At 67.9% G+C, this 21,373-nt stretch carries 23 protein-coding genes; 14 read left to right on the top strand and 9 right to left on the bottom strand.

Annotated elements, in window-relative coordinates; genetic code table 11:
* Nucleotides 1-21 precede the first annotated feature (21 nt).
* A complete protein-coding gene (locus tag AB8808_RS13600; RefSeq protein WP_369930191.1) occupies nt 22-1,050 on the bottom strand; it encodes a metallophosphoesterase in 1,029 nt (342 codons plus the stop codon).
* Between the two features lie 278 nt (nt 1,051-1,328).
* Between AB8808_RS13600 and AB8808_RS13595 the strand changes: the two genes are divergently transcribed.
* Both AB8808_RS13595 and AB8808_RS13590 read left to right on the top strand, forming a co-directional pair.
* Entirely contained in the window at nt 1,329-1,733 is a 405-nt protein-coding gene (locus tag AB8808_RS13595; RefSeq protein WP_369930189.1) for a type II toxin-antitoxin system RelE/ParE family toxin, read from the top strand.
* 42 nt (nt 1,734-1,775) lie between these two features.
* The gene (locus AB8808_RS13590; protein ID WP_036140757.1) at nt 1,776-2,111 is read left to right on the top strand and encodes a helix-turn-helix domain-containing transcriptional regulator; all 336 of its coding nucleotides are present in this window, start codon (nt 1,776-1,778) and stop codon (nt 2,109-2,111) included.
* A 165-nt stretch (nt 2,112-2,276) separates the two neighbouring features.
* Here AB8808_RS13590 and bla read toward each other — a convergent pair whose 3' ends face one another.
* Entirely contained in the window at nt 2,277-3,311 is a 1,035-nt protein-coding gene (gene bla / locus AB8808_RS13585; protein WP_369930187.1) for a subclass B3 metallo-beta-lactamase, read from the bottom strand.
* 176 nt (nt 3,312-3,487) lie between these two features.
* Between bla and truA the strand changes: the two genes are divergently transcribed.
* From truA to accD, 5 genes are read left to right on the top strand one after another with little or no spacing between them, the layout of a single operon-like run.
* Nucleotides 3,488-4,255: a tRNA pseudouridine(38-40) synthase TruA gene (gene truA / locus AB8808_RS13580; protein WP_369930185.1), complete on the top strand. Its 768-nt coding sequence runs from the start codon at nt 3,488-3,490 to the stop codon at nt 4,253-4,255.
* Nucleotides 4,252-4,863, top strand: coding sequence for a phosphoribosylanthranilate isomerase (locus AB8808_RS13575; protein WP_369930184.1), 612 nt, complete (start codon nt 4,252-4,254; stop codon nt 4,861-4,863). Before truA ends, AB8808_RS13575 begins: the two co-directional genes overlap by 4 nt.
* Nucleotides 4,864-4,873: 10 nt before the next feature.
* Nucleotides 4,874-6,085: a tryptophan synthase subunit beta gene (gene trpB / locus AB8808_RS13570; protein ID WP_369930182.1), complete on the top strand. Its 1,212-nt coding sequence runs from the start codon at nt 4,874-4,876 to the stop codon at nt 6,083-6,085.
* On the top strand, nt 6,085-6,885 hold the full coding sequence (gene trpA, locus AB8808_RS13565) for a tryptophan synthase subunit alpha (RefSeq protein WP_369930180.1): 801 nt from the start codon (nt 6,085-6,087) through the stop codon (nt 6,883-6,885). The genes trpB and trpA overlap by 1 nt, the downstream gene beginning before the upstream one ends.
* A 27-nt stretch (nt 6,886-6,912) precedes the next feature.
* Nucleotides 6,913-7,785: an acetyl-CoA carboxylase, carboxyltransferase subunit beta gene (gene accD / locus AB8808_RS13560; RefSeq protein WP_369930178.1), complete on the top strand. Its 873-nt coding sequence runs from the start codon at nt 6,913-6,915 to the stop codon at nt 7,783-7,785.
* Here accD and AB8808_RS13555 read toward each other — a convergent pair whose 3' ends face one another.
* Both AB8808_RS13555 and AB8808_RS13550 read right to left on the bottom strand, forming a co-directional pair.
* Nucleotides 7,786-8,328: a phosphatase PAP2 family protein gene (locus AB8808_RS13555; RefSeq protein WP_285401264.1), complete on the bottom strand. Its 543-nt coding sequence runs from the start codon at nt 8,326-8,328 to the stop codon at nt 7,786-7,788. It abuts the gene before it with no gap.
* Complete coding sequence (locus AB8808_RS13550; RefSeq protein WP_369930175.1) at nt 8,300-9,460, bottom strand: glycosyltransferase family 4 protein; 1,161 nt, start codon at nt 9,458-9,460, stop codon at nt 8,300-8,302. The genes AB8808_RS13555 and AB8808_RS13550 overlap by 29 nt, the downstream gene beginning before the upstream one ends.
* A 143-nt stretch (nt 9,461-9,603) precedes the next feature.
* Here AB8808_RS13550 and gltX point away from each other — a divergent pair, with 143 nt between their 5' ends.
* From gltX to AB8808_RS13535, 3 genes are read left to right on the top strand one after another with little or no spacing between them, the layout of a single operon-like run.
* Nucleotides 9,604-11,007, top strand: a complete 1,404-nt coding sequence (gene gltX / locus AB8808_RS13545; RefSeq protein ID WP_369930173.1) for a glutamate--tRNA ligase — start codon at nt 9,604-9,606, stop codon at nt 11,005-11,007.
* A complete protein-coding gene (locus AB8808_RS13540) occupies nt 11,000-11,284 on the top strand; it encodes a hypothetical protein (RefSeq protein WP_036140764.1) in 285 nt (94 codons plus the stop codon). Before gltX ends, AB8808_RS13540 begins: the two co-directional genes overlap by 8 nt.
* Before the next feature lie 34 nt (nt 11,285-11,318).
* The gene (locus tag AB8808_RS13535; protein ID WP_369931258.1) at nt 11,319-11,798 is read left to right on the top strand and encodes a transcriptional repressor; all 480 of its coding nucleotides are present in this window, start codon (nt 11,319-11,321) and stop codon (nt 11,796-11,798) included.
* Between the two features lie 134 nt (nt 11,799-11,932).
* Here the strand turns inward: AB8808_RS13535 and AB8808_RS13530 are convergent, their stop codons facing one another.
* Nucleotides 11,933-13,945 (bottom strand): TonB-dependent receptor, encoded by a 2,013-nt coding sequence (locus tag AB8808_RS13530; RefSeq protein ID WP_369930171.1) that lies wholly within the window; start codon nt 13,943-13,945, stop codon nt 11,933-11,935.
* Between the two features lie 87 nt (nt 13,946-14,032).
* Here AB8808_RS13530 and AB8808_RS13525 point away from each other — a divergent pair, with 87 nt between their 5' ends.
* The 3 genes from AB8808_RS13525 to AB8808_RS13515 all read left to right on the top strand — a co-directional run bounded on the left by AB8808_RS13525 (nt 14,033) and on the right by AB8808_RS13515 (nt 15,728).
* Nucleotides 14,033-14,488, top strand: coding sequence for a MerC domain-containing protein (locus AB8808_RS13525; RefSeq protein WP_369930169.1), 456 nt, complete (start codon nt 14,033-14,035; stop codon nt 14,486-14,488).
* 37 nt (nt 14,489-14,525) lie between these two features.
* Complete coding sequence (locus AB8808_RS13520) at nt 14,526-15,467, top strand: cation diffusion facilitator family transporter (RefSeq protein ID WP_369930166.1); 942 nt, start codon at nt 14,526-14,528, stop codon at nt 15,465-15,467.
* Between the two features lie 93 nt (nt 15,468-15,560).
* Complete coding sequence (locus AB8808_RS13515) at nt 15,561-15,728, top strand: 30S ribosomal protein THX (RefSeq protein ID WP_081916503.1); 168 nt, start codon at nt 15,561-15,563, stop codon at nt 15,726-15,728.
* 63 nt (nt 15,729-15,791) lie between these two features.
* Here the strand turns inward: AB8808_RS13515 and AB8808_RS13510 are convergent, their stop codons facing one another.
* The 3 genes from AB8808_RS13510 to AB8808_RS13500 form a co-directional block, all read right to left on the bottom strand.
* A complete protein-coding gene (locus AB8808_RS13510) occupies nt 15,792-16,517 on the bottom strand; it encodes a hypothetical protein (RefSeq protein ID WP_369930164.1) in 726 nt (241 codons plus the stop codon).
* 125 nt (nt 16,518-16,642) lie between these two features.
* Entirely contained in the window at nt 16,643-17,887 is a 1,245-nt protein-coding gene (gene hutI / locus AB8808_RS13505; RefSeq protein WP_369930162.1) for an imidazolonepropionase, read from the bottom strand.
* A complete protein-coding gene (locus AB8808_RS13500) occupies nt 17,884-19,287 on the bottom strand; it encodes a chloride channel protein (protein ID WP_369930160.1) in 1,404 nt (467 codons plus the stop codon). Before AB8808_RS13500 ends, hutI begins: the two co-directional genes overlap by 4 nt.
* 170 nt (nt 19,288-19,457) lie before the next feature.
* On the opposite strand from AB8808_RS13500, the gene AB8808_RS13495 reads away from it, so the two are divergent.
* The gene (locus AB8808_RS13495) at nt 19,458-20,816 is read left to right on the top strand and encodes a formimidoylglutamate deiminase (RefSeq protein ID WP_369930158.1); all 1,359 of its coding nucleotides are present in this window, start codon (nt 19,458-19,460) and stop codon (nt 20,814-20,816) included.
* Here AB8808_RS13495 and AB8808_RS13490 read toward each other — a convergent pair.
* The gene (locus tag AB8808_RS13490; RefSeq protein WP_369930156.1) at nt 20,780-21,220 is read right to left on the bottom strand and encodes a hypothetical protein; all 441 of its coding nucleotides are present in this window, start codon (nt 21,218-21,220) and stop codon (nt 20,780-20,782) included. The genes AB8808_RS13495 and AB8808_RS13490 overlap by 37 nt on opposite strands.
* Nucleotides 21,221-21,373: the final 153 nt, after the last annotated feature.

Raw genomic sequence — 21,373 nt, 5'->3', positions numbered from 1 at the left:
CGTCGTTTCGTGTCAGGGCACTTATGTCCGGTCGAACACGAGTTCGCGTTCCGGCCAGCGAAGGGCGCCCAGCCGGGTCAGGAAGGCTTGCCCCGCCAGGCGCTCCTGGAATCGTCGGCCTACCGAATAGTCGATGCAGTAGACGTTGCGGTCGGGCCCCAGCGCCTCGTCGAAGGGAACCCCTTCGAACAGGTCCTTGCCGCCCTTGCCGAAGGCGCGCCTGTCCACCGACACCGGCCAGCGCCAGTAGTGGCCGATGACGACGGGCACGGTGCCGCGATAATCGTTCCACCAGGCGGCCCGCTCGACCATCCGCCATTTTCCGCTGCTGAAGAAAGGCGCCTCGCCGATCCGCTCCACGCCGGAGGTCAGCACGCGAACGGGGTTGCCCATCTGGCGGATCTCGTCGACCTGCGCCATGCCGTGGAGCATGCTCATGGCGGCATCCGGGTCGCGAAGCGAGTCGCCGATGTGCTTCGCGTCGTTGTCGGCCGCGACGAGCAGGCCACTGCTCACCAGCCGCGCTTCCGCGGCGTCGTCCGCCACCGTGAACAGGTCGGCCACGGTGTCGACGGTCGCTGTCTTGATCTCCTGCACGGACGTTTCGTTCCAGCAGGCATGCACGACACGTAGTTCCGGGCTTTCGAGGGCGATGGGCAGGTCGCCGAAAAAGGACAGGTAGTCGCTCCGCCTACCTGCATCCGCATCGGTCGAGGTGAGGAACTTGCCTTCGTCGCGGTCGTGGTTGTCCTCGAAGAACCAGCCGTTTCCTTCCTTGCGTGAGCCCCGCAGGATATTCAGCTCGTGATTGCCGAGTACGCATTGCGCACGTCCCGCGGCGACCAGCGCGCCAACCAGGTCGAGCACGGCGGGGCTGTCCGGGCCGCGGTCGCACAGGTCACCGACGAAGACGAGGCGTCGCCCCTCGGGGTGGCGGCCCTGTGCGTCGTAGCCCATGCGGGAAAGAAGCTGATGCAGGGCCTCGATTTCGCCGTGTACATCGCCGATCAGGTCGAGCGGTCCGTCGAATAGCTTTCCTATGAGCGCCATGGGTTGCCTTGTGCGTTGTTGCGATGGGGACGTGGTGGAGATGCGCTTGCCGGTGCATGCGACGCCGTCGCTGGCATGCCGGCGGAAGGTACCATCCTCGCCGCCTCGCACGATGTATTCGTTTTTCGGGTGGAGACGCCTGAGTCGATGTTGTGCAGGGCTTCCTTCGTGGCGGATGCCTTGAGGGTTCGCGGACATCGTCCGCTCCTACACATGCGTTGCGTTTGCCTTATGGTAACATATATGGCACCATATCCTCCTGAACAAAGGATTGGTGGATGGTCACAATTCAGGAATACGTCGCAGACGACGGGCGCAACTATTACCGTGAATGGTTCAACAGCCTCACCGCGCCTGCCGCCGCCAAAGCGGCCACGGCCGTTGCCCGTATGGCGGCGGGCAATACCTCGAATCTCAAAGGTATTGGCAATGCGTTGGCTGAGTGGAAAATCGATTGGGGTCCTGGAATTCGCCTTTATGTATACCAGGACGGTGACCGGCTCGTAGTTATGCTCGGTGGCAGCGACAAAGGCGATCAGTCTGCTGCAGTCACTGCGGCGGCTGCGCTGGCCGCGGAATATAAAGCGCGCAAAAAAGCAGCTACGAAGTGGGTCAGATCAGCAGAAAAAATTGCCAGCAAACACGTAGGAAATAAAACCAGCAAAGCCGGCAAGAAAAAATAGCCGTCCAAATGACGGTATGAACATCCTGATCGAGGAGCCTTTATGGCACTGACAGTAGACTATCGCGAAACCATCGCGAATCGCATCAAAGAAGATCCTGAATTCGCAAGCGCGCTTCTTGACGAAGCCATGGCACTCATGGTGAATGGTGAAGCCGAGGCTGCACGCCTCCTCATGCGTGACCTCACCCATGGATTGGTCGGGTTCGAAACCCTCGCCCAGGCCACGGGAACGCCGTCCAAATCGTTACATCGGATGCTTTCGCCTCGCGGCAATCCGAGCATGAATGTACTGTCCGGCATTTTTGCCGAACTGGTGAAGGCCACGATCCATGCGCGGGCATTGGTGCATGTAAGCGCTGAGCCTCTCGTCGCCTGAAGCTGGGTGGACCAGGTTGATCTTCATGACGACCAAACGGAGACGTGGGTGAGGCTCGTTGTCTGAAGAGCTGGCTTCGTTTTGCGGTGTGAGACGCCTGCGTTGATGTTGTGCAGGGCTTCTTTCGTGGCGGATGCCTTGAGGGTTCGCGGACATCGTCCGCTCCTACCTGGGCGTTTGTTGGGTAGTCAGTCCGGGCGTTTGCTGGGTGGCCAGTCCGGGTTTTTGTTGGGCGGCCGGCATGGACTTTTGTTGGGTAGCCAGTTCGGCTTCGAAGTTTTGCCGTGCGTCGGTGGCATAGGCGCGGCAGCCGGCGGGGTCGATCATGGCGTCCGTGCCGTCTTGCTTGCGCTTTGCGACGCGTTCCCAGAAATCGACCATCTCCGGATGCGGGGCGATGGGGATATCGCAGGGCAGGTCGGCGACGACGGCAAAGCTGTGTTCGAAATCCCGGACGATGTCGGGATATCGGGCATTTCCTACCAGATGGAAGCCTGGGGCGGAAAGGCTGCCCACGTCGACCATGGCGAGACAGCGCCTCCCCTCGCAGGAAGTCCAGGTCCAGGTCGTATTGCCCTTGGTGTGTCCGGGTGTCGCGTGGGCCGTTATCGTCAGGTCGCCCAGGTGCAGCACCTCGCCATCCACGACCGTTCGATCCACGTGCACAGGCGGGAAAGCGAACCCGTTGCCGTACTGGGGATCGTCGTTGCCGCCACGTTCCAGCAGGGGCGCGTCGGCCACGTTGGCGATCACCTTCGCGCCGGTGTCCGCGGCCAGCCGGGCCAGGTCGCCCGCATGGTCGGAGTGCGCATGCGTATTGAGTATCCACTTGATGTCGTGCAGGCGTATGCCGAGCTGGCGCAGGTTCGCTTCAATCAGGACGGCGTCGCCGGGTACGCCACCGTCGATAAGGATGTGCCCGCCAGACGACGCAATGAGGAAGACGCCCAGCCCCCTGGTTCCGACGAACCAGGTGTTGCCGTAGATGCGGAAGGGCCTTTGCGGCGCGGTCCACGCGGGGTGTTCGGCGATGTTCCCGCGCAGGTCCGCGGACATCCGGTAGGGCGCGTTCGCTGCCGTCGTCGCTGGCTTCCGGGTCGCTTCGCTGCGGGCGGCATCGCTGGCTGGCGTAGCGGTATGGGCGAAGGCCGTCGAGACGAGCAGGGCGCAAACGAGACTTGCGTAGGTGAACGATGCCATGGGGTCAGCCTGCGTGATAGTTGGTCCGCTGCGAGCATGCGGGCCGCACGGGGCCTCCCGGAGGCGTGATTGTGGCAACCACGGGTCGTTGTGGGGGTGTCCCTACGCGCCCGAACGCACCGCCTGGCGCGCGAATGGTACCCTTTGCGGTTTCCACGGCCCCCGACACCTTTCCCATGCGCATCGCCCTTGGCGTCGAATACGACGGCACCGATTTCTTCGGCTGGCAGCGGCTCAGCCATGCGAAGACCGTGCAGGGTGCGCTGGAGAAGGCGCTCGGCTTCGTTGCCCACGCGCCGGTGGAGGTCACCGCGGCCGGCCGCACGGATGCCGGCGTGCACGGACGCTGCCAGGTGGTCCATTTCGATACCGAGGTGGTGCGCGACATGCGCGGCTGGATACTCGGTGCGTGCTCCAACCTGCCGCACAGCGTGGCGGTGACCTGGGCGCAGCCGGTGGCCGACGACTTCCATGCGCGGTTCTCGGCGCGTGCGCGCCGCTATCGCTATCGCATCCTGCCGCGCTTCGTGCGCCCCGCGCTGGACGCACGATTCGTCGCCTGGGAGCGGCGGCAGATCGATGCGGAGGCCATGCACGAGGCGGCGCAGGCGATCGTGGGCGAGCACGACTTCACGGCGTTCCGGGCCATTTCCTGCCAGGCCGCGCATGCGCGGCGCAACGTGCGCGCCATCCGCGTGTTCCGCGAGGATATCCACGTGGTGGTGGAGATCGAGGCCAATGCCTTCCTGCATCACATGGTCCGCAACATCGTCGGGTCCTTGCTGCGGATCGGCCGCGGCGAGGAAGCCGTCGGCTGGATGGCCGAGCTGCTGGCCGGCCGCGACCGCGAGGTGGCCGGTGCCACCGCGCCCGCGGAAGGCCTGACCTTCCTCGGTCCGCTTTATGAACCCCACTGGGGGCTACCACAGGAAGTGACGCAATGACCCGGATCAAGTTCTGCGGCCTGACCCGCATCGACGACGTGCAGCTGGCGGTACGCCTCGGCGTGGATGCCATCGGCCTGGTGATGACGCGCCGGAGCAAGCGCTTCGTCGACCCCGTGGCGGCGAAGCGCCTGCGCGACGCCGTGCCGCCCTATGTCAGCGTCGTGGCGCTGGTGATGGATGACGAGCCCGCCTTCATCGATGAAGTGGTGCGGGTGGTACGCCCGGACATGCTCCAGTTCCACGGCACGGAAACCGATGCGCAGTGCGCCGCCCACGGCGTGCGCTACACCAAGGCCATCGCGATGGGCGAGGGCGCCCCGGCCCTGGCCCGGCTGCATCTGTTTCCCGGCGCCGCGGGGCTGCTGCTGGACGGGCACGGCCTGGGCGAGCAGGGCGGCAGCGGGCAGCGGTTCGACTGGTCGTCCATGCCGCAGGATCTTGCGCAGCCGCTGATCCTGGCCGGTGGCCTGGACGCGGACAACGTGGCCGAGGCGATCCGCATCGCGCGGCCCTGGGCGGTGGATGTCTCCAGCGGCATCGAGGTTTCGCCGGGCATCAAGGAAGCGGCTAAGATGGAACGCTTCATGTCCGCCGTACGACGATAGCGAGAACGCAATGACCGAGATCACGGATTTCCACGCCTACCCCGACGCGCACGGCCGTTTCGGCGACTACGGCGGCATCTACGTGGCCGAAACGCTCATGGAACCGCTGGCCGAGCTGACCGCCGCGTACGAAAAGCTGCGTGTCGATCCGGACTTCATCGCCGAGCTCGACCGCGACCTCAAGTATTACGTCGGCCGCCCCAGCCCGGTCTACCTGGCCGAGCGCCTGACCCGGCACGTCGGCGGTGCGCGCATCATCCTCAAGCGTGAGGACCTCAACCACACCGGCGCGCACAAGATCAACAACACCGTGGGCCAGGCGCTGGTCGCCCGGCACATGGGCAAGACCCGCATCATCGCCGAGACCGGTGCCGGCCAGCACGGCGTGGCCAGCGCCACCGTGGCGGCACGCCTGGGCCTGAAGTGCATCGTCTACATGGGTGCGGTGGACATCGAGCGGCAGAAGATCAACGTCTATCGCATGCGCCTGCTCGGCGCCGAGGTGGTGCCGGTCACGTCCGGCTCCAAGACCCTCAAGGATGCCCTCAACGAGGCCATGCGCGACTGGGTCACCAACGTGACCGACACCTTCTACATCATCGGCACCGTCGCCGGCCCGCATCCGTACCCGCAGATGGTCCGCGACTTCAACGCCATCGCCGGTCGCGAGGCGCGTGAGCAGACCCTCGAGCAGTTCGGTCGCCTGCCGGACGTCATCACCGCCTGCGTCGGTGGTGGTTCGAACGCCATCGGGCTGTTCCACGCCTTCCTCAACGACCGCGACGTGCGCATCGTCGGCGCCGAGGCCGCGGGCGACGGCATCGCCACGGGCCGCCATGCCGCCTCGCTGGCGGCCGGCAAGCCTGGCGTGCTGCACGGCAACCGTACCTACGTGCTGTCGGACGCCAACGGCCAGATCGTGGAAACGCACTCCGTCTCGGCCGGTCTCGACTACCCCGGCGTCGGTCCGGAACACGCGTTCCTGAAAGATGCCGGCCGGGCGGAATACGTCGGCGTCACCGACGACGAAGCCCTCGAGGCCTTCCACCTGCTGGCCCGCACCGAAGGCATCCTGGCGGCGCTGGAGTCCAGCCACGCCATCGCCCAGGCGATCAAGCTGGCGCGTGAACTGCCGAAGGACGGCCTGGTGCTGGCCAACCTCTCGGGGCGTGGCGACAAGGATGTGCACACCATCGCCGAGCGCGAGGGGATCCTGCTCTGATGAACCGCCTCGACACGCGCTTCGCCGCCCTGAAAGCCGCCGGCCGCACCGGCCTGATCACCTTCGTCACCGCGGGCGATCCCCTGCCTGACGCCGTGGTGCCGATGCTCCATGCGCTGGTGGCCGCCGGCGCCGACGTCATCGAACTGGGTGTGCCGTTTTCCGACCCGATGGCGGATGGCCCGGTCATCCAGCACGCCAGCGAGCGGGCCATCGCCCAGGGCGTGGGCCTGGCCAACGTGCTGGCCTGGGTCGCGGCCTTTCGTGAGGCAGACAACGAAACCCCCATCGTCCTCATGGGTTATCTCAACCCGGTGGAGATGTACGGTTACACGGAGTTCGCCGAAGATGCGGCGGAGAAGGGCGTCGACGGCCTGCTGATGGTGGACTGTCCGCTGGAGGAATCCCACGTGCTGGAGCCCCTGCGCGCGGCCGGCCTGCACCAGATCGTGCTGGCCTCGCCCACCACGGCCAAGACCCGCCTGGAGGCCCTCTGCGAGGCCGCCGCGGGCTTCCTGTATTATGTGTCGGTTGCCGGCATCACCGGTTCGGCCCAGCTCAACACCGGCGATATCGCCGAGCGCGTGGCGGCGGTCCGGGCGCGGTCCAGGGCGCCGGTGGCCGTCGGTTTCGGCGTGCGTGACGCGGCCAGCGCCGTGGCGATCGGGGCCTTCGCCGACGCCGTGGTCATCGGCAGCGCGCTGGTCGATCGCCTGGCCGGCGCCGAGTCCGCCGACGATGCCGCTCGCCGCGCGCACGATTTCCTTTCGCCCATCCGCGCCGCGCTCGACGCGCGCTGATCGGCACCACCCTTTCGGAGAACCACCATGAACTGGCTGCAGAAAATCATGACGCCGAAGACCCGCGCACCCAGCGCGGCCGTCGGCAAGGGCAAGGTGCCCGAAGGCGTGTGGGAGAAGTGTGCCGGCTGCGGCACCGTGCTCTACAAACCCGAGCTCGAGAAATCGCTGATGGTGTGTCCCAAGTGCGGGCATCACCACGCCATCTCGGCGCGCGTGCGCCTCGACGCATTCTTCGACGAGGGTAGCGCCACCGAACTGTGGCCAAAGCTCGAGGCCGTCGACGCGCTGAAGTTCAAGGACCAGAAGAAGTACAAGGACCGCGTCGTCGCCGCGCAGAAGTCCACCGGCGAGCGCGACGCGCTGATCGCGATGTCCGGTCGCCTGCTGGAGCGTCCGGTGGTCTCGGTCGCCTTCGAGTTCGCCTTCATGGGTGGCTCGATGGGCTCGGTGGTGGGCGAGAAGTTCGCCCGTGCCGCCGAGAAGGCCTTGGCCGATCGTAGTGCGCTGGTCTGCTTCGCTGCCACGGGTGGCGCGCGCATGCAGGAAGGCCTGTTCTCGCTGATGCAGATGGCCAAGACCTCGGCCGCCCTGGCGCGCATGCGCGATGCCGGCGTGCCCTACATCTCGGTGCTGACCCACCCGACTACCGGCGGCGTCTCGGCCAGCCTGGGCATGCTGGGCGACCTCAACGTCGCCGAGCCCAAGGCCCTGATCGGCTTCGCCGGCCCTCGCGTCATCGAGCAGACCGTGCGCGAGACCCTGCCGGAAGGCTTCCAGCGTCCGGACTTCCTGGTCGAACACGGCGCCCTCGACATGGTCGTCGACCGTCGCGAGATGCGCGATACGCTGGGTTCGGTCTTCGGCATCCTCGGCAAGGCGCCGCGCGTCGCCGCCTGATCAGACCAGCACCCGCTCCGCCCACAGCGACAGCGTACCCAGGGCGCCACCGATCACGGTGGCGGCCAGCACGTCGCTGGGGTAATGCAGCCCCAACACGACACGCGATGCGCCGACCAGCGCGGCGAAGCCGATCAGGAACGGTGCCAGCACCGGATAGTGCGCCACCGCCACGACGGTGAACGACACCGCCTGTAGCGTGTGGCCCGACGGAAAACTGAACTCGTCCAGCGGCGGTATGTGCGCGATCACGCCGGGGCAGGTGCGGAACGGGCGCGGGCGACGCGTCCAGCGCTTCAGCACGCGGTAGAGCATCAGCGCGGTAAGCCCGGTGACGGCCATCTGCAGCGCCACGGCCACGCCGTGCCAGCCGCCGACCAGGGCGATGACGCTCATCAGGGCGTACCAGAACACACCGTCGCCCAGCCGGCTGACGGCACCGAAGAAGATCCCGATGGCCCGGCGTGCGCCCCACCGGTTGGCGGCGACGCACATGCGGCGATCGAGGTTGGCCCTACGCGGCGACGGCGGTACGCGATGCATGGACGTTCTCCTCGGACAGGGATGTCATGATCTGGTCGAACTCGGCAATCACCGATTCCGGCGACGAACCGGCTACCGATGCGCGTGCCGCACTGCCCATGGAGCGGCAGGCGAGCAGGTCCGCACCCAGCACCGCGGCGCGTTCGATCAGGCCGCCTTCGTTGCCCGGCGCCACGCGGATGCCGTTCTGCCCGTTGCGGATGAATTCCCGCGCGGCGGCTTCGGCGTAGGCGACCACCGGGGTACCCGAGGCCATGGCTTCCAGCACCACGTTGCCGAAGGTTTCGGTGAGGCTGGGGAATACGAAAAGATCGGCACTGGCGTAGCAGGCCGCCAGTTCGTCGCCACGGCGCGTGCCGGGGAAGACGATGTCCGGATGAGCGGCTTCCAGCGCGGCGCGTGCCGGACCGTCGCCCACCATCACGCAGCGGGCCGTCGGCACGCGTCGTTGCAGGGCACGATAGGCATCGACGACCACCTGCAGGTTCTTTTCCGGGGCGAGGCGACCGACGCTGAGCATCACCGGCGCATCGGGCGCGGCGCCCCAGGCGTCACGAAGGCGCTCGTCGCGACGCTCCGGGTGGAAGCGCCGCGTGTCCACCGCGCGGCGCAGCACTCGCACGTCGTGCACGCCCAGGTCGTTCAGTTCGGCGGCCAGCTGGCCGGTGGGAACCAGCGTGGCGTGCGCGCGGCGGTGGAAGCGCGCGAGGTACTGGCGTACCAGGGGCGTCAGTGCGCCGAAGCCGTAATGGCCCACGTAGAAATCGAAGCGGGTATGGAAGCCGGTGGCTACGGGAATGCCCAGGCGGCGCGCCGCACTGACCGCGCTCCAGCCCAGCGGGCCTTCCGTGGCCACGTAGATCGCGTCCGGGCGGTCCGAGCGCCAGCGACGTTCGAGGCGAAAGCGGGAGGGCAGGCCGAAGCGGAGGCTGTCGTAGCGGGGCACGGCGGCGGCTTCCACCGCCAGCACGTCCATGCCGGCATCCGCCAGGGCGGGTGTATCCGGGTGGATCGGACGAATGAGGTCGACCGTATGGCCCCGCCGCAGCATGCCGCGGGCCAGCGACTGGACGGTCAGGGCAACCCCGTTCACGTCCGGCGCGTAGGTCTCGGTAACGATGCCGAGTCGCATGGCGGTGCCCCTTGTGTCCTGAGCCTGAGCCATCCTTGCGTGCCGGCATGTCGCGGGCATGATGGCCAGATGACCGCGCGGTTACGACGTCCACCGGGCGTATCGGTTAAAATCGCGGTCTTGTCCGCCCGATGATCCCCACGATGACCGTCCGCACCCGATTCGCTCCCAGCCCCACCGGCTACCTCCACATCGGCGGTGCCCGCACCGCGTTGTATTGCTGGCTGGAATCGCGTCGCCGCGGCGGGGAATTCGTGCTGCGCATCGAGGACACCGACCGCGAGCGTTCCACCCAGGAGGCCGTGCAGGCCATCCTCGACGGCATGCAGTGGCTGGGCCTCGGCCACGACGAAGGCCCGTACTACCAGACGCAGCGCATGGATCGCTACCGCGAGGTGGCCGACCAGCTGCTGCGCGAGGGCAAGGCGTATTACGCCTACGAGACCAAGGAAGAGATCGAGGCCATGCGCAACGCCGCTATGGAGGCGGGCGTCAAGCCGCGTTACAACGGCTATTACCGTGATCGCAACGAGCCGCTGCGCGACGATCCCAACCGCGTCATCCGCTTCAAGAACCCGTCCACGGGGTCGGTGGTGTTCGACGACAAGGTCAAGGGTCGCATCGAGTGGTCCAACGAAGAACTGGACGACCTGGTCATCTTCCGTTCGGATGGTTTCCCGACCTACAACTTCGCCGTGGTGGTCGACGACATCGACATGGGCATCACCGAGGTGATCCGCGGTGACGACCACGTCAACAACACGCCGCGCCAGATCAACATCTACAAGGCGCTGGGCGTGCCCGTGCCCGAGTTCGCCCACCTGCCCATGATCCTCGGCCCGGACGGGCAGAAGCTGTCCAAGCGCCACGGCGCGGTGAGCGTCATGCAGTACCGCGACGACGGCTTCCTGCCGCACGCGCTGCTCAATTACCTGGTCCGGCTGGGCTGGTCGCACGGCGACCAGGAAATCTTCTCCGTCGCCGATATGAAAACGCTGTTCGACGTGGCCGACGTCAACAAGGCCGCGTCGCGTTTCGATGTCACCAAGCTGTCATGGCTCAACCAGCATTACCTCAAGCACGACGACCCCGCCACGCTCGGTCCCGAGTTGGCCTGGCACCTGGCGAAGATCGGCATCGACCCCTCGCAGGGTCCGAACCCCGCGGATGTCGTGGTGGCGTTGCGCGATCGCGTGCAGACCTTCAAGGAAATGGCCGAGCGCGCAAAGATCTGGTACGGCCCGATCGTGGCGTGGGATGACAAGGCGGTCGAAAAACACCTGCGCACCGATACCGCGGTGGCGGCACTCGAACAGGCCAGGGCCGAACTTGCCGCGCTTGCCGAGTGGACGCCCGAAGCGGTGCATGGCGCCGTCGAGCGCGTGGCCGCCGCGCTGGAACTGGGCATGGGCAAGGTGGCCGCGCCGCTGCGCGTGGCCATGACCGGCACCCAGGTCTCGCCGTCGATCGAGCACACCATCTACCTGGCCGGCCGCGACGGTGCGCTGTCACGGATCGACGAGGCGTGCGCCCGCGCCCGTGGATGAACTGCTCGCCCGGGCGATGCAGGGCGTCGACCCCGACGCCCCCGGTGCGTTCCTGGCGATCTTCGCCAATCTGATGCGGCTGGTGCCATGGGGCGAACTGATCCTGTGGCAGGTCGTCTTCATCGTGGTCGGTGCCGCGCTCGGCTGGTGGCGCGGTCGCCTCGTCGCCGGTATCGTCGCCGCGCTGGTACTGGGTCCCTTCGGCTGGGTGGTACCGTTCCTTCCTCGCAAGCCGCCACGCTTGCCGCCGCCACTCCCGGGGTCGAAAAAGCGCTGAACGGCCCGCGTGTTAGGATGACGCACACGAGGATATCGATGTGACCACGCCCGCAGCCCATAAACACGCGCACGACCACCACGACGACGCCCGCGGCTTCGTCGCCGCTGTCGAGCAGGCGTCGATCCAGCGCGGCCTGCGCCTCACGCCCCTTCGGCGCGAGGTGCTCGAACTGGTTGCCGGCGCGGGCAAGCCGATCAAGGCCTACGACCTGCTGGATCGCCTGCGCGAGAAACACGGCAACGCGGCGCCGCCCACGGTCTATCGCGCGCTCGATTTCCTGCTGGAAAACAGCTTCATCCACAAGCTGGAATCGATCAACGCGTACGTGTCCTGCCACCATCCGGCGGAAGCGCACCAGGTGCCGTTCCTTATCTGCGACAAGTGCCACTGCGCGCAGGAAGTCTGCGACGAACGCGTTGCCGAACTGATCGAGGCGCAGGCCCGCGCACTCGGGTTTCGCCCGCAGGCGCAAACCCTCGAAGTCCACGGCATCTGCAAGAACTGCCGCTAGGAACCCTATCGCGCACATCGTGCGCTCCTACGCCGCGTTCGGGCTCCGGCGCAAAAAAAACGGGGCGTCGCAATCACTGCGATGCCCCGTTCCGTTTCCGACCGGGCCGGGAGGGGGGCGTCCGGGTCGGTAACTCAGAAGAACGCGCGCACGCCCACGGAGATGTTGCGACCGGGCATGGGTGCCACGTCCTTGAACAACGAGGTGGCGGGGCGCGCCGTCTGGTTGGTCAGGTTGTTGCCGTCGACGAAGGCTTCCCACTGGCTGCGATCGTCGTTGACGAAGGTCCACGCAAAGTGCGCGTTGACCAGGGTGTAGCCCGCCGTATCCGTTTCGAACGCGGCGATCTTGTCCTGTTTCATGTAACGCACCGCACCCAGGCTGGCGCGCAGGCTGTCGGCGCTCCAGCTCAACGTGGAACCCACGCGACCGGCGGGAATGCGCGGCACGTTGCCGGCGCCGTCGGACAGCGTGGCGCGTACCGTGTCGCCAAACACGCGAAGATCCCAGTTGCCCGACGTGCCCTTGGCCAGGTGGAAGGTCGCTTCCGCCTCCGCGCCGCGGAAGGTCGCGTCGTTCTGCGACCAGATACGCACGGGCAGATCGTCTTGCACTTCGCCGGTGTCGGCCAGGTAGATGAAGTTCTTGTACTTGTTGTAATACACCGCCACCTTGCCCTCGACCGCATCACCATGGAAATGCAGGCCCAGTTCCGCCTGGTTCGATTTTTCCTTGTTGAGGTCGCTGCCGATCTCGAACGTGTTGGATGCGGCGTGCGGGCCGTTGGCGAAGAGTTCTTCTTCCGACGGCGCGCGTTCGGCGTGGTCGAGGTTGAGCGACAGGTGCCATTGATCCGCGAAGCGCCAGGCGGCACCGGCCGAGAAGCTGTTGGGACTGTAGTTGCGCTTCGCGCCATTGTCGGGCTCGACGTCCTGCTTGTCGTGGCGCGCACCCAGTTCCACTTTCACCGGACCGAATTCGCGCTGCTCGGTAAGGAAGACGCCCGCGCCCTTGGTCGTCGTCGGCGGCACGAAGGTTTCCTCGCCCACCGCGGAGAACCGGCGATGTTGCGTCTGCACGCCGAAGGCGCCGTTCCAGCCGGCGAATTCCTCGTGCGTGACGACCAGGCGGCCCTGGTTGCTGTTGGTCGTGAACGTGGTGCCCGGCGTGTCGCCTTCGTATTCCACGTGCTGGTAGGCGCCATGCCCCAGATTGAATTCGACCCTGGCGATGCCGTCGATGGGCTGGACCAGGCCGCCCTTCAGGCTGTAGTTGGTCTGCGCCATCTTGATGTGTACCGGGTCCTCGCCCTCGGCCGCATCGCCGGGTTCGGCGGGGCTGCCGTAGAGGTCCATGAAGCGCGACACCGACACGCCCACATAGCCCCACGAGCCGAGTACCGACGCACCGACGGCACCTGAGGTGGTCTTCACCGCGCTGTTGGCGAGCGTACCGCCGGGGATGTCGTAATCCTCGTTGTCGCGATGCATGCCGTCCACGTGGATCGCGAAGGTGTCGTTACCCGCGTCGAGGCGGAGCAGGCCGGTCTTGCCGTCCGAGACGGAATCGTGGCGCAGCTCTGCGCGGCCGGCGAAGCCGTTGTCGGGTGCCTTCTCGGGCACGCGACCGTCGACGACATTGACCACGCCGCCGATGGCGCCGGAGCCGTAGAGGAGGGTGGCCGGGCCCTTGAGCACCTCGATCTGGTCGGCCAGGAACGGCTCCAGGGTGACCGCGTGATCCTGGCTGACGTTCGAAACATCCTGCGAGGACAGGCCGTTCTCCAGTACCGCGACGCGCGGGCCGTCCAGACCGCGGATGATCGGACGACCCACGGCGGTGCCCAGGGCCGAACTCTGCACGCCCGGAATGGCCGACACCGTTTCGCCCAGCGACACGGCCTTCGCGTCGTCGAGGGCGGAGCCGGCCAGTACCGCCACGGGCGCGACGATCTGGTCCGCGCTCTGGCCCAGCGGCACGGCGTTCACCACGATGGCGTCCAGCTTGTCGGCGTTCTTGCGCGACTTGCCTTGGCCCTCTTTGGGTGAGGCGGGGGCGGTGGCATCCTGTGGCGCATCTTCGGCCATGGCGGGAACAGCGCTACCGAACGTGGTGGCGAGCGTCAGGGCGAGAAGGGTTCGGCGCATCGGGAGGTCACTCCATGGTGTGTTCTGAGATGTTATAAAGTATCATCACTTGCCTGGACCTGTGCAAGAAGTCACGCTATGCATCCCATGACCGACCTTCGCCTCGACCCCGCCGATACCGCCACGCCCCGCCGCTGGTGGCATGTGGCTGATCGCTTCGGTGCCACGGCGTCGTTCCTGTGCGCGATCCACTGCGCTGCCATGCCGTTCGTGATCGCGCTGCTGCCGGTGATGGGCCTGTCGTTCCTGGCCGATCACCGCTTCGAAACGGGTTTCGTCGGCTTCGCCTGCGTACTGGCGACGCTGGCGCTGGTCTCCGGTTACCGGCGGCACCGCCGGCGCCTGCCGCTGATGCTGGCGCTGCCCGGTCTCGTCCTGCTGGTGGCGGGCGTCACCGTTCTGCACGAAGGCTCGCTGCTGGTGCATAGCGCACTGGTGACCTGCGGGGGCCTGCTGGTGGCCTCGGCGCACTTCGTCAACCTGCGCGTCGACCACGGCGATCATGCGGGGCACATCCACGGGCCGTCCTGCGTCCACCCGTGATTGTGTAACCGCGGCCCCGGCGCCTAGCCTTCCGCCCATGTCACACGATCACGCCCATTCGCACCACCACGACCATGCCCACGCCGCCGGTGGCAGCGAGCGCAAGCTGTTGTTCGCCTTCGTCCTGACCACGATCATGCTCGTCGTCGAGGCGGCGGGCGGCCTGGCCTCCGGTTCGTTGGCCCTACTGGCCGATGCCGGGCATATGCTGGTGGATGCGCTGGCGTTGCTGCTGGCATTCCTGGGCGCGCGCTTCGCCGCACGCCCGGCCGATGCGCGGCGCACCTACGGCTATGGCCGTATCGAGGTCCTGGCCGGCTTCGTCAACGCGCTGACCCAGTTCGCCCTGGTCGCCTTCATCGTCTACGAAGCGGTGATGCGGCTGTTCCATCCCGCGCCCATCCTGTCCGGCATCATGCTGGCGGTCGCGCTGGTCGGCCTGGCTGCCAATGTCATCGTATTGCGCACCCTGCACGGCCACGACCCCGACGACGTCAACATCGCCGGCGCCAGCCTCCATGTGCTGGGCGACCTGCTGGGCTCGGTGGCCGCCGTCCTCGCCGCCTTGGCGGTGCGCTGGATGGACTGGAACTGGGCCGACCCGGTCCTTTCCATACTGGTCTCCCTGCTGATCCTGCGCAGCGCGTGGTCGCTGGTGCGACGTTCCGGGCACATCCTGCTGGAAGGCACGCCGGAGGGGGTCGACCTGGCCGACGTGCAACGGCAGCTGATGGCGGCGGACCCGGCCATTGTCGACATCCACCACGTACACATCTGGCAGGTCACGGCGGGCTCGCGCATGGCCACCCTGCATGCGGAACTGGCCCCGGGCGCCGATGTCGGGCGGGTGCTGACCGCGATCAAGACGACCCTCAGCGAGCGCTGGCGCGTGGGCCACGCCACCGTTCAGGTGGATCCCGGCCACTGCCAGGACGACCTGGAAGGCTGCGGCCAGGACGGCGGCAGCCACGCCCACTGACCCTGCCGCCCAAGGGCGGTGCTTGCCATTTGCGCCGCCGCTGATACGATGGCCGGCCGATCCTCTTCATCATTCCGAATCAAGGAGTTTCCCATGGGCAAGGGCGACCGCCGCACCCGTCGCGGCAAGATCTACCGTTCCAGCTACGGCAATGCCCGTCCGCACGTCGACGTCGTCACCGGCGCCGCCGTGGCTAAGCCGGCTGCCGCTAAGCCTGCCGCCGCCGCTGCCAAGAAGGCCGCGCCGCGCAAGAAGGCGTAAAGCCCGCCTTGCGTGAGACGAGAAACCCCGCTTCGGCGGGGTTTTTCGTTGGTGGTGGTCGGGTCAGTGCCGACGATGCGGCAAGGCTTCGTACAGGGCCGTGGCTTCCTGGCGGCATGCGGCGGCTTCCGCGCGCAGCGAGGGCTCCTGTTCGGCGAGGAACGCATGCATGAGCGCGAACGAGCAGGCATCGTCCGCCTCGGCGCCGGTGAGCGATCGCGCCCGCTGCAGCGCCGTGCGTGCCAGGGCCAGCGCATCCGAGGGGTCGGGTTCGGGCGACCAGGGCGGTAGCAGGTCGACGGGCTCCGGCACCATGTGCAGCAGGGGCGTCTCGTAAGGCGAGGTGCGGTAGATCCACGTGGGACGGGCCTGGGCGCCCGTTATGCCCTGGATAGGCATGACCGGGGTTTCCGCGAAGTGCACGGCGGCGGAGGGTGTTTCCCCGATGCGCCGCGACCGGCGTAGGCGTCGGCGCCGGACCAGCGGCCTGGCCGCGGCCAGGCCCAGCAGGCCCAGGGCAATGGCTGCCGCGACCATCCCCGATCCGCTTTGCCACGGGAGACGCCTGGGTGTGGAGCCGACGCCCGGCGCAGCGGGCGCACCCGCGGGGAGCGAGGCGGTTTCGCGTGGACCGGGCGGCCGGTCGGGCTGTTCCATGGCGTCGAGCATGCGCGATACATCGCGCATTTGCCGGGCGCGGCGTGCACGCCGGTCGTCCGGGTCGTCGGCGCCGGCACAGCCCGTGAGCAGACAGACCAGCAGCGTGAGACAGGCGGCAGGCCGCAACATCGACGATCCTCGACAGCCAGGGTCGCCAACGCCCGGATGGGCGAAGGGACCGCGATGTTAGAGCGCGTCGCCCGTGCGATCGATGGAAGTTTTCGGAAAAATCGTCCGGATGTTGCCCGTGGCGGTCAGGCCCTGGGCGACGAAACACGCACGCCGGCGATCCAGCTTTCGCGCAGCAGCGTGCCGCCGATCCAGTAGCACAGCTCGGGCAGGTGCCTGACACGCCAGACCGCCAGGTCCGCGCGCTTGCCGGTTTCCAGGGTGCCGCGATCGTCCAGCCCGAGGGCACGGGCGCCGTGCACCGTCGCCCCGCGCAGGGCTTCCTCGGGCGTGAGGCGGAACAGCGTGCAGGCCATGCTCATCGCGAGGCGCAGCGACAGTAGCGGGGAGGTGCCGGGATTGAGATCGGTGGCCACCGCCATGGCCACGCCGTGTTCCCGAAAGCGGGCGATCGGCGGCGGGCGCGTGTCACGCAGCGCGTAGTACGCGCCCGGCAGCAGCACCGCCACGGTGCCGGCCGCGGCCATGGCGCGCACGCCCTCGTCGCTGGTCCACTCCAGGTGATCGGCGGACAGGCCGGCATAGCGGGCGACCAGGGCCGCGCCACCCAGGTCGGACAACTGCTCGGCATGCAGTTTCACCGGCAAGCCCAGGGCCGCGGCCCGGGCGAACACGCGCTCGGTTTCCGCGTGCGTGAAACCGATGCCCTCGCAGAAGGCATCCACGGCATCCACGAGGCCCTCGTCGGCCAGCGCGGGCAGCATGCTGTCGCAGACCAGCGCGACGTAGTCGTCGCGGCGGCCAGCGTATTCCGGCGGCAGCGCGTGCAGGCCGAGGAAGGTGGTGCGCACGTCGATGCCCAGCGTCTCGCCGATGCGTCGGGCAACGCGAAGCATGCGCCGTTCGGCGTCGAGCGCCAGGCCATAGCCCGACTTGATTTCCAGGGTGGTCACGCCGTCGGCCAGCAGGGCCTGCGCACGCGGCAGCGACTGGCGCAGCAATTCATCCTCGTCCGCGGCGCGCGTGTCCCGCACGCTGGACACGATGCCGCCGCCCGCGCGGGCGATCTCCTCGTAGGTCGCGCCTTCCAGCCGTTGCTCGAACTCGCGGGAACGTTCGCCGCCGAAGACGAGATGCGTGTGGCAGTCGACCAGGCCGGGAGTGACCCAATGGCCGGGCAGCGATTCGACCCGGTGGGCGAGCGCATGCGGGTCGCCGGGAAGCTCGGCACGTGGGCCGACGAACGTGATCACGCCGTCCCGCCAGCCGATCGCAGCGTCCTCAATGGCGCCATAGGCCTTGCCGGTCGGCGCCAGCGTGGCCAGGCCGACATCGAGCAGCAGGTGATCCCAGCGATCCCCGCCGCTCATGGCGCGTGTCCCGGTTCCGTGGCCGGCGTCGGCTCACGCCGGGCGCGCTCGGCTTCGTACTGCACGATCAGGGCATCCGCCAGCGCCTTGTAGACCGGCACGCGGCAGACCAGGGCGGACGCGCCGCGCGCCAGCAGGCAGGCGGCCATGATCGGCAGCGCCATCATGTGGTTGGCGGTCAGCTCCAGCGAGATCACCGTGGCCGTGAGCGGGGCCTGCGTCACGCCGGAGAGGTAGGCCGCCATGCCCAGCAGCACCACGGCCGAGGTGTCCGCGCCCGGGAGCAGGTGGGCGATGTTGCCACCCAGGCCAGCGCCGACGGCCAGCGCCGGCGAGAAGATGCCGCCGGGGATGCCTGCCCAGGACGAGGCGATGTTGCCGAGGAACTTGAGCACGCCGAACAGCGGGCCGGTGTCGCTGTGGCCCTGCAAAATGTCGCGCGCCTGGGCGTAGCCGGTGCCGTACAGGCCGTTGGCGCTCAGCAGGCTCAGCAGCACCAGCGCCAGGCCGCAGCCGGCGGCGAACACGATCGGCTGCCGTGCACGGAGCCGACCGACCACGCCGCGCAGGCCCAGGGTCGAGGGAATGATCAGGCGCGCGAACAGGCCGCCGGCCAGGCCACCGACGATGCCGGTGAGCAGTACGGCCAGCCACGCGCGACCGAGCGGAAGCGAAGCACTGATATCGCCGAAATAGGCATAGTTGCCCAGCACGCCCAGCGAGACCACGCCGGCGACGAAGACGGCGGTCAGCAGCGTGCCGCTCATGCGGTGCTCGAACGTGCCGGACATTTCCTCGATGGCGAACACGATGCCCGCCAGCGGCGTGTTGAACGCGGCGGCCAGGCCGGCGGCGGAGCCGGCGAGGATGAAGCGTCCCGCCGCGGTGGGATCGTCGAACCCGAAGCGGCGTCCCATCGAGTAGAGCAGGCCGGCGCCCACGTGCACCGTGGGTCCCTCGCGGCCGACCGACGCGCCGCCGAGCAGCGCCGCCAGTGTCAGCGCCATCTTGCCCAGCGCGACGCGCAGGGCCAGCAGGCGCGTACGGAAGTCTTCGTCCTCCACTTTCAGCGCCGCGATGGCCTGCGGGATGCCCGAGCCCCGCGTCGCCTTCAGCGCGCCCTGGGTGAGCCAGCAGAGCAGGGCGAACATGGGCGGGGTGATCAGCAGCGGCACCCACCAGCCATGCGACGCCACGCTGTGGAAGAGTTCGAACGCGTAGTCCGCCGCCTTGGCGAAAAAGACCGCGGACAGGCCGACCACGATCGCGCCGGTCCAGAACAGCACGCGTCGCCGCCATTGCAGGGGGGAGAGCAGGTCGTGCTGGCGCAGCTTGCGCAGGCGCTGGAAGCGCGGGTGGTGCGGAGCGTCCGCGTCATCGTGGGGAGGCAGGTCGCTCACGGGGTCTCCGGCATGCGCGCCGACGGAGTCGCCTGGCGTTCGGGTGGGATGGTCGGGGTCATCCGCACATTATGCGCCCGCGGGCCGGGCGGCCGACAGCACGCTGCCGGCCCGTGGCCGCGGCGTCGCCGCGAGATACCATGACGGGACATCTTTCGAGGATTGCCGCCATGTCGCATGCCACGCTTGCCGCCGACTACTTCTGGCACGACCGCGCGTGGCGCGCGGGAGGCGACGGTATCGCCGTGGCGAACGGGCGCTTCGCCGACGAGGCGCCGGGCCCGCACGAGCGCGTCGGACGTTTCGTACTTCCCGGCATGCCCAACCTGCACTCGCATGCCTTCCAGCGGGCGATGGCCGGCCTGGCCGAGCGGCGGGGCCCGGGTGAGGACAGCTTCTGGACCTGGCGCGAGACGATGTACGCCTTCGCCGAGGCGATCGATCCCGACGACATGAAGGCCATCGCGACGCAGGTCTACGTCGAGATGGTGAAGGCCGGCTATACCCAGGTCTGCGAGTTCCACTACCTGCACCACGGCCCGCGCGGCGAGCCCTACGCCGACCCCGCGGCGATGTCGCTGGCGCTCGTCGAAGCGGCGCGCGACGCCGGCATCGGCCTGACACTGCTGCCCGTGCTGTACATGACCGGCGGTTTCGACGGCCGTGCCCTCAACGAGCGCCAGCAGCGTTTCCGTCATGACGTCGGCCAGTACGTCGCCCTGCTGGAACGCCTGGCGCCCTTGCAGGACGACATGCTGCGGATCGGCGTGGCGCTGCATTCGCTGCGGGCCGTGCCGGAGGACGCGATGCGGGCCTTGCTGTCGACCGGCGTATGCCGCGACATGCCCATCCATATCCACATCGCCGAGCAGATCGGCGAGGTGCAGGACTGCCTCGCGGCACGGGGCGCACGCCCCGTCGAGTGGTTGCTCGATCATGCCGAGGTGGATGCGCGGTGGACGCTGGTCCACGCCACGCACCTCACCCCGCACGAGACCGACCGCCTGGCGAAGACCGGAGCGGTCGCCGGCCTGTGCCCCACCACCGAGGCCAACCTGGGCGATGGCGTGTTCCCCCTGGGGGCCTTCATCGATGCGGGTGGCACGCTGGGCATCGGCTCGGATTCGCACATCTCCGTGTCGCCGGTGGAAGAACTGCGCTGGCTGGAATACGGCCAGCGTCTCGTCACGCGGCATCGCAACGTCGCCGCACGCCGTCCGGAAGAAAGCGTGGGCACCGTGTTGTGGCAGCGCGCGCTGGACGGCGGCGCGCAATCCGCCGCGGTGAACGTGGGCCGGCTGGCCCACGGATCGCGCGCCGATCTGCTCGTGCTGGACGATACCTCGCCCCTGCTGGCGGCCCGCGGCGAAGCCGACGTGATCGACAGTTTCCTGTTCGCCGGTAACACACCGCTGGTGCGGGATGTCATGGTCGGCGGCCACTGGCGCGTACGCGACTTCGCGCACGTGGCGGAAGCGCGGGCGGCGGAGGCTTACCGTGGCGTCGTCGAGAGGCTGGCCGCCGCGTGAGGGGCCGGCCCTGACGGGCACTTCAGCCGGCCGTAGAGGCCTTCGGCCGACGGTTGGTCTTTCGCGGCCGCCTCCGGCGAGGCGTAGATGGACACGGCCAGGTCGCAACGGTTCTCGCGCAGCGTGAAGCGCACCGTATCCATCCGCGAAGGCGGCTCGTCGTCGAGCCGGCAGGTGCTGTCCCCGGCCAGGCGCAAGGTCAGCCGGTCATCCTTGCTCTCGATCACCTCGAAGCGCGCGCCGGTGCATCCGTGCCAGCTGAGCGCGTCCTTGCCGACATTCAGCAGCCGCAGGCCGGTGAATGCGTTGCTGTAGGGCTCCCAGTCGCCAAGGAGCCACGCCGGGGCCGGGGCCGGCGCGGGCTGGGCGGTGGAGAGCAGGGCAAGGGCAAGCAGGTTGAGCATGGGGATACCTGTTTTTTGCGGACATCCAACGATACCCGCACACACGCCGGATGTAGGAGCGCACGATGTGCGCGATAGGCACGCCTCGGCGCACGATCGGACGGGGATTGCGGGTTGTTGCAATGCGGCGGGGATCGTGGTTTATTCGGGGCA

This window comes from Xanthomonas sp. NCPPB 2632 (assembly GCF_041228075.2).
Classification (GTDB): domain Bacteria; phylum Pseudomonadota; class Gammaproteobacteria; order Xanthomonadales; family Rhodanobacteraceae; genus Luteibacter.
Note: the sequence above shows the minus strand (reverse complement) of the source record. Positions and strands in the feature narration are given on the sequence as shown.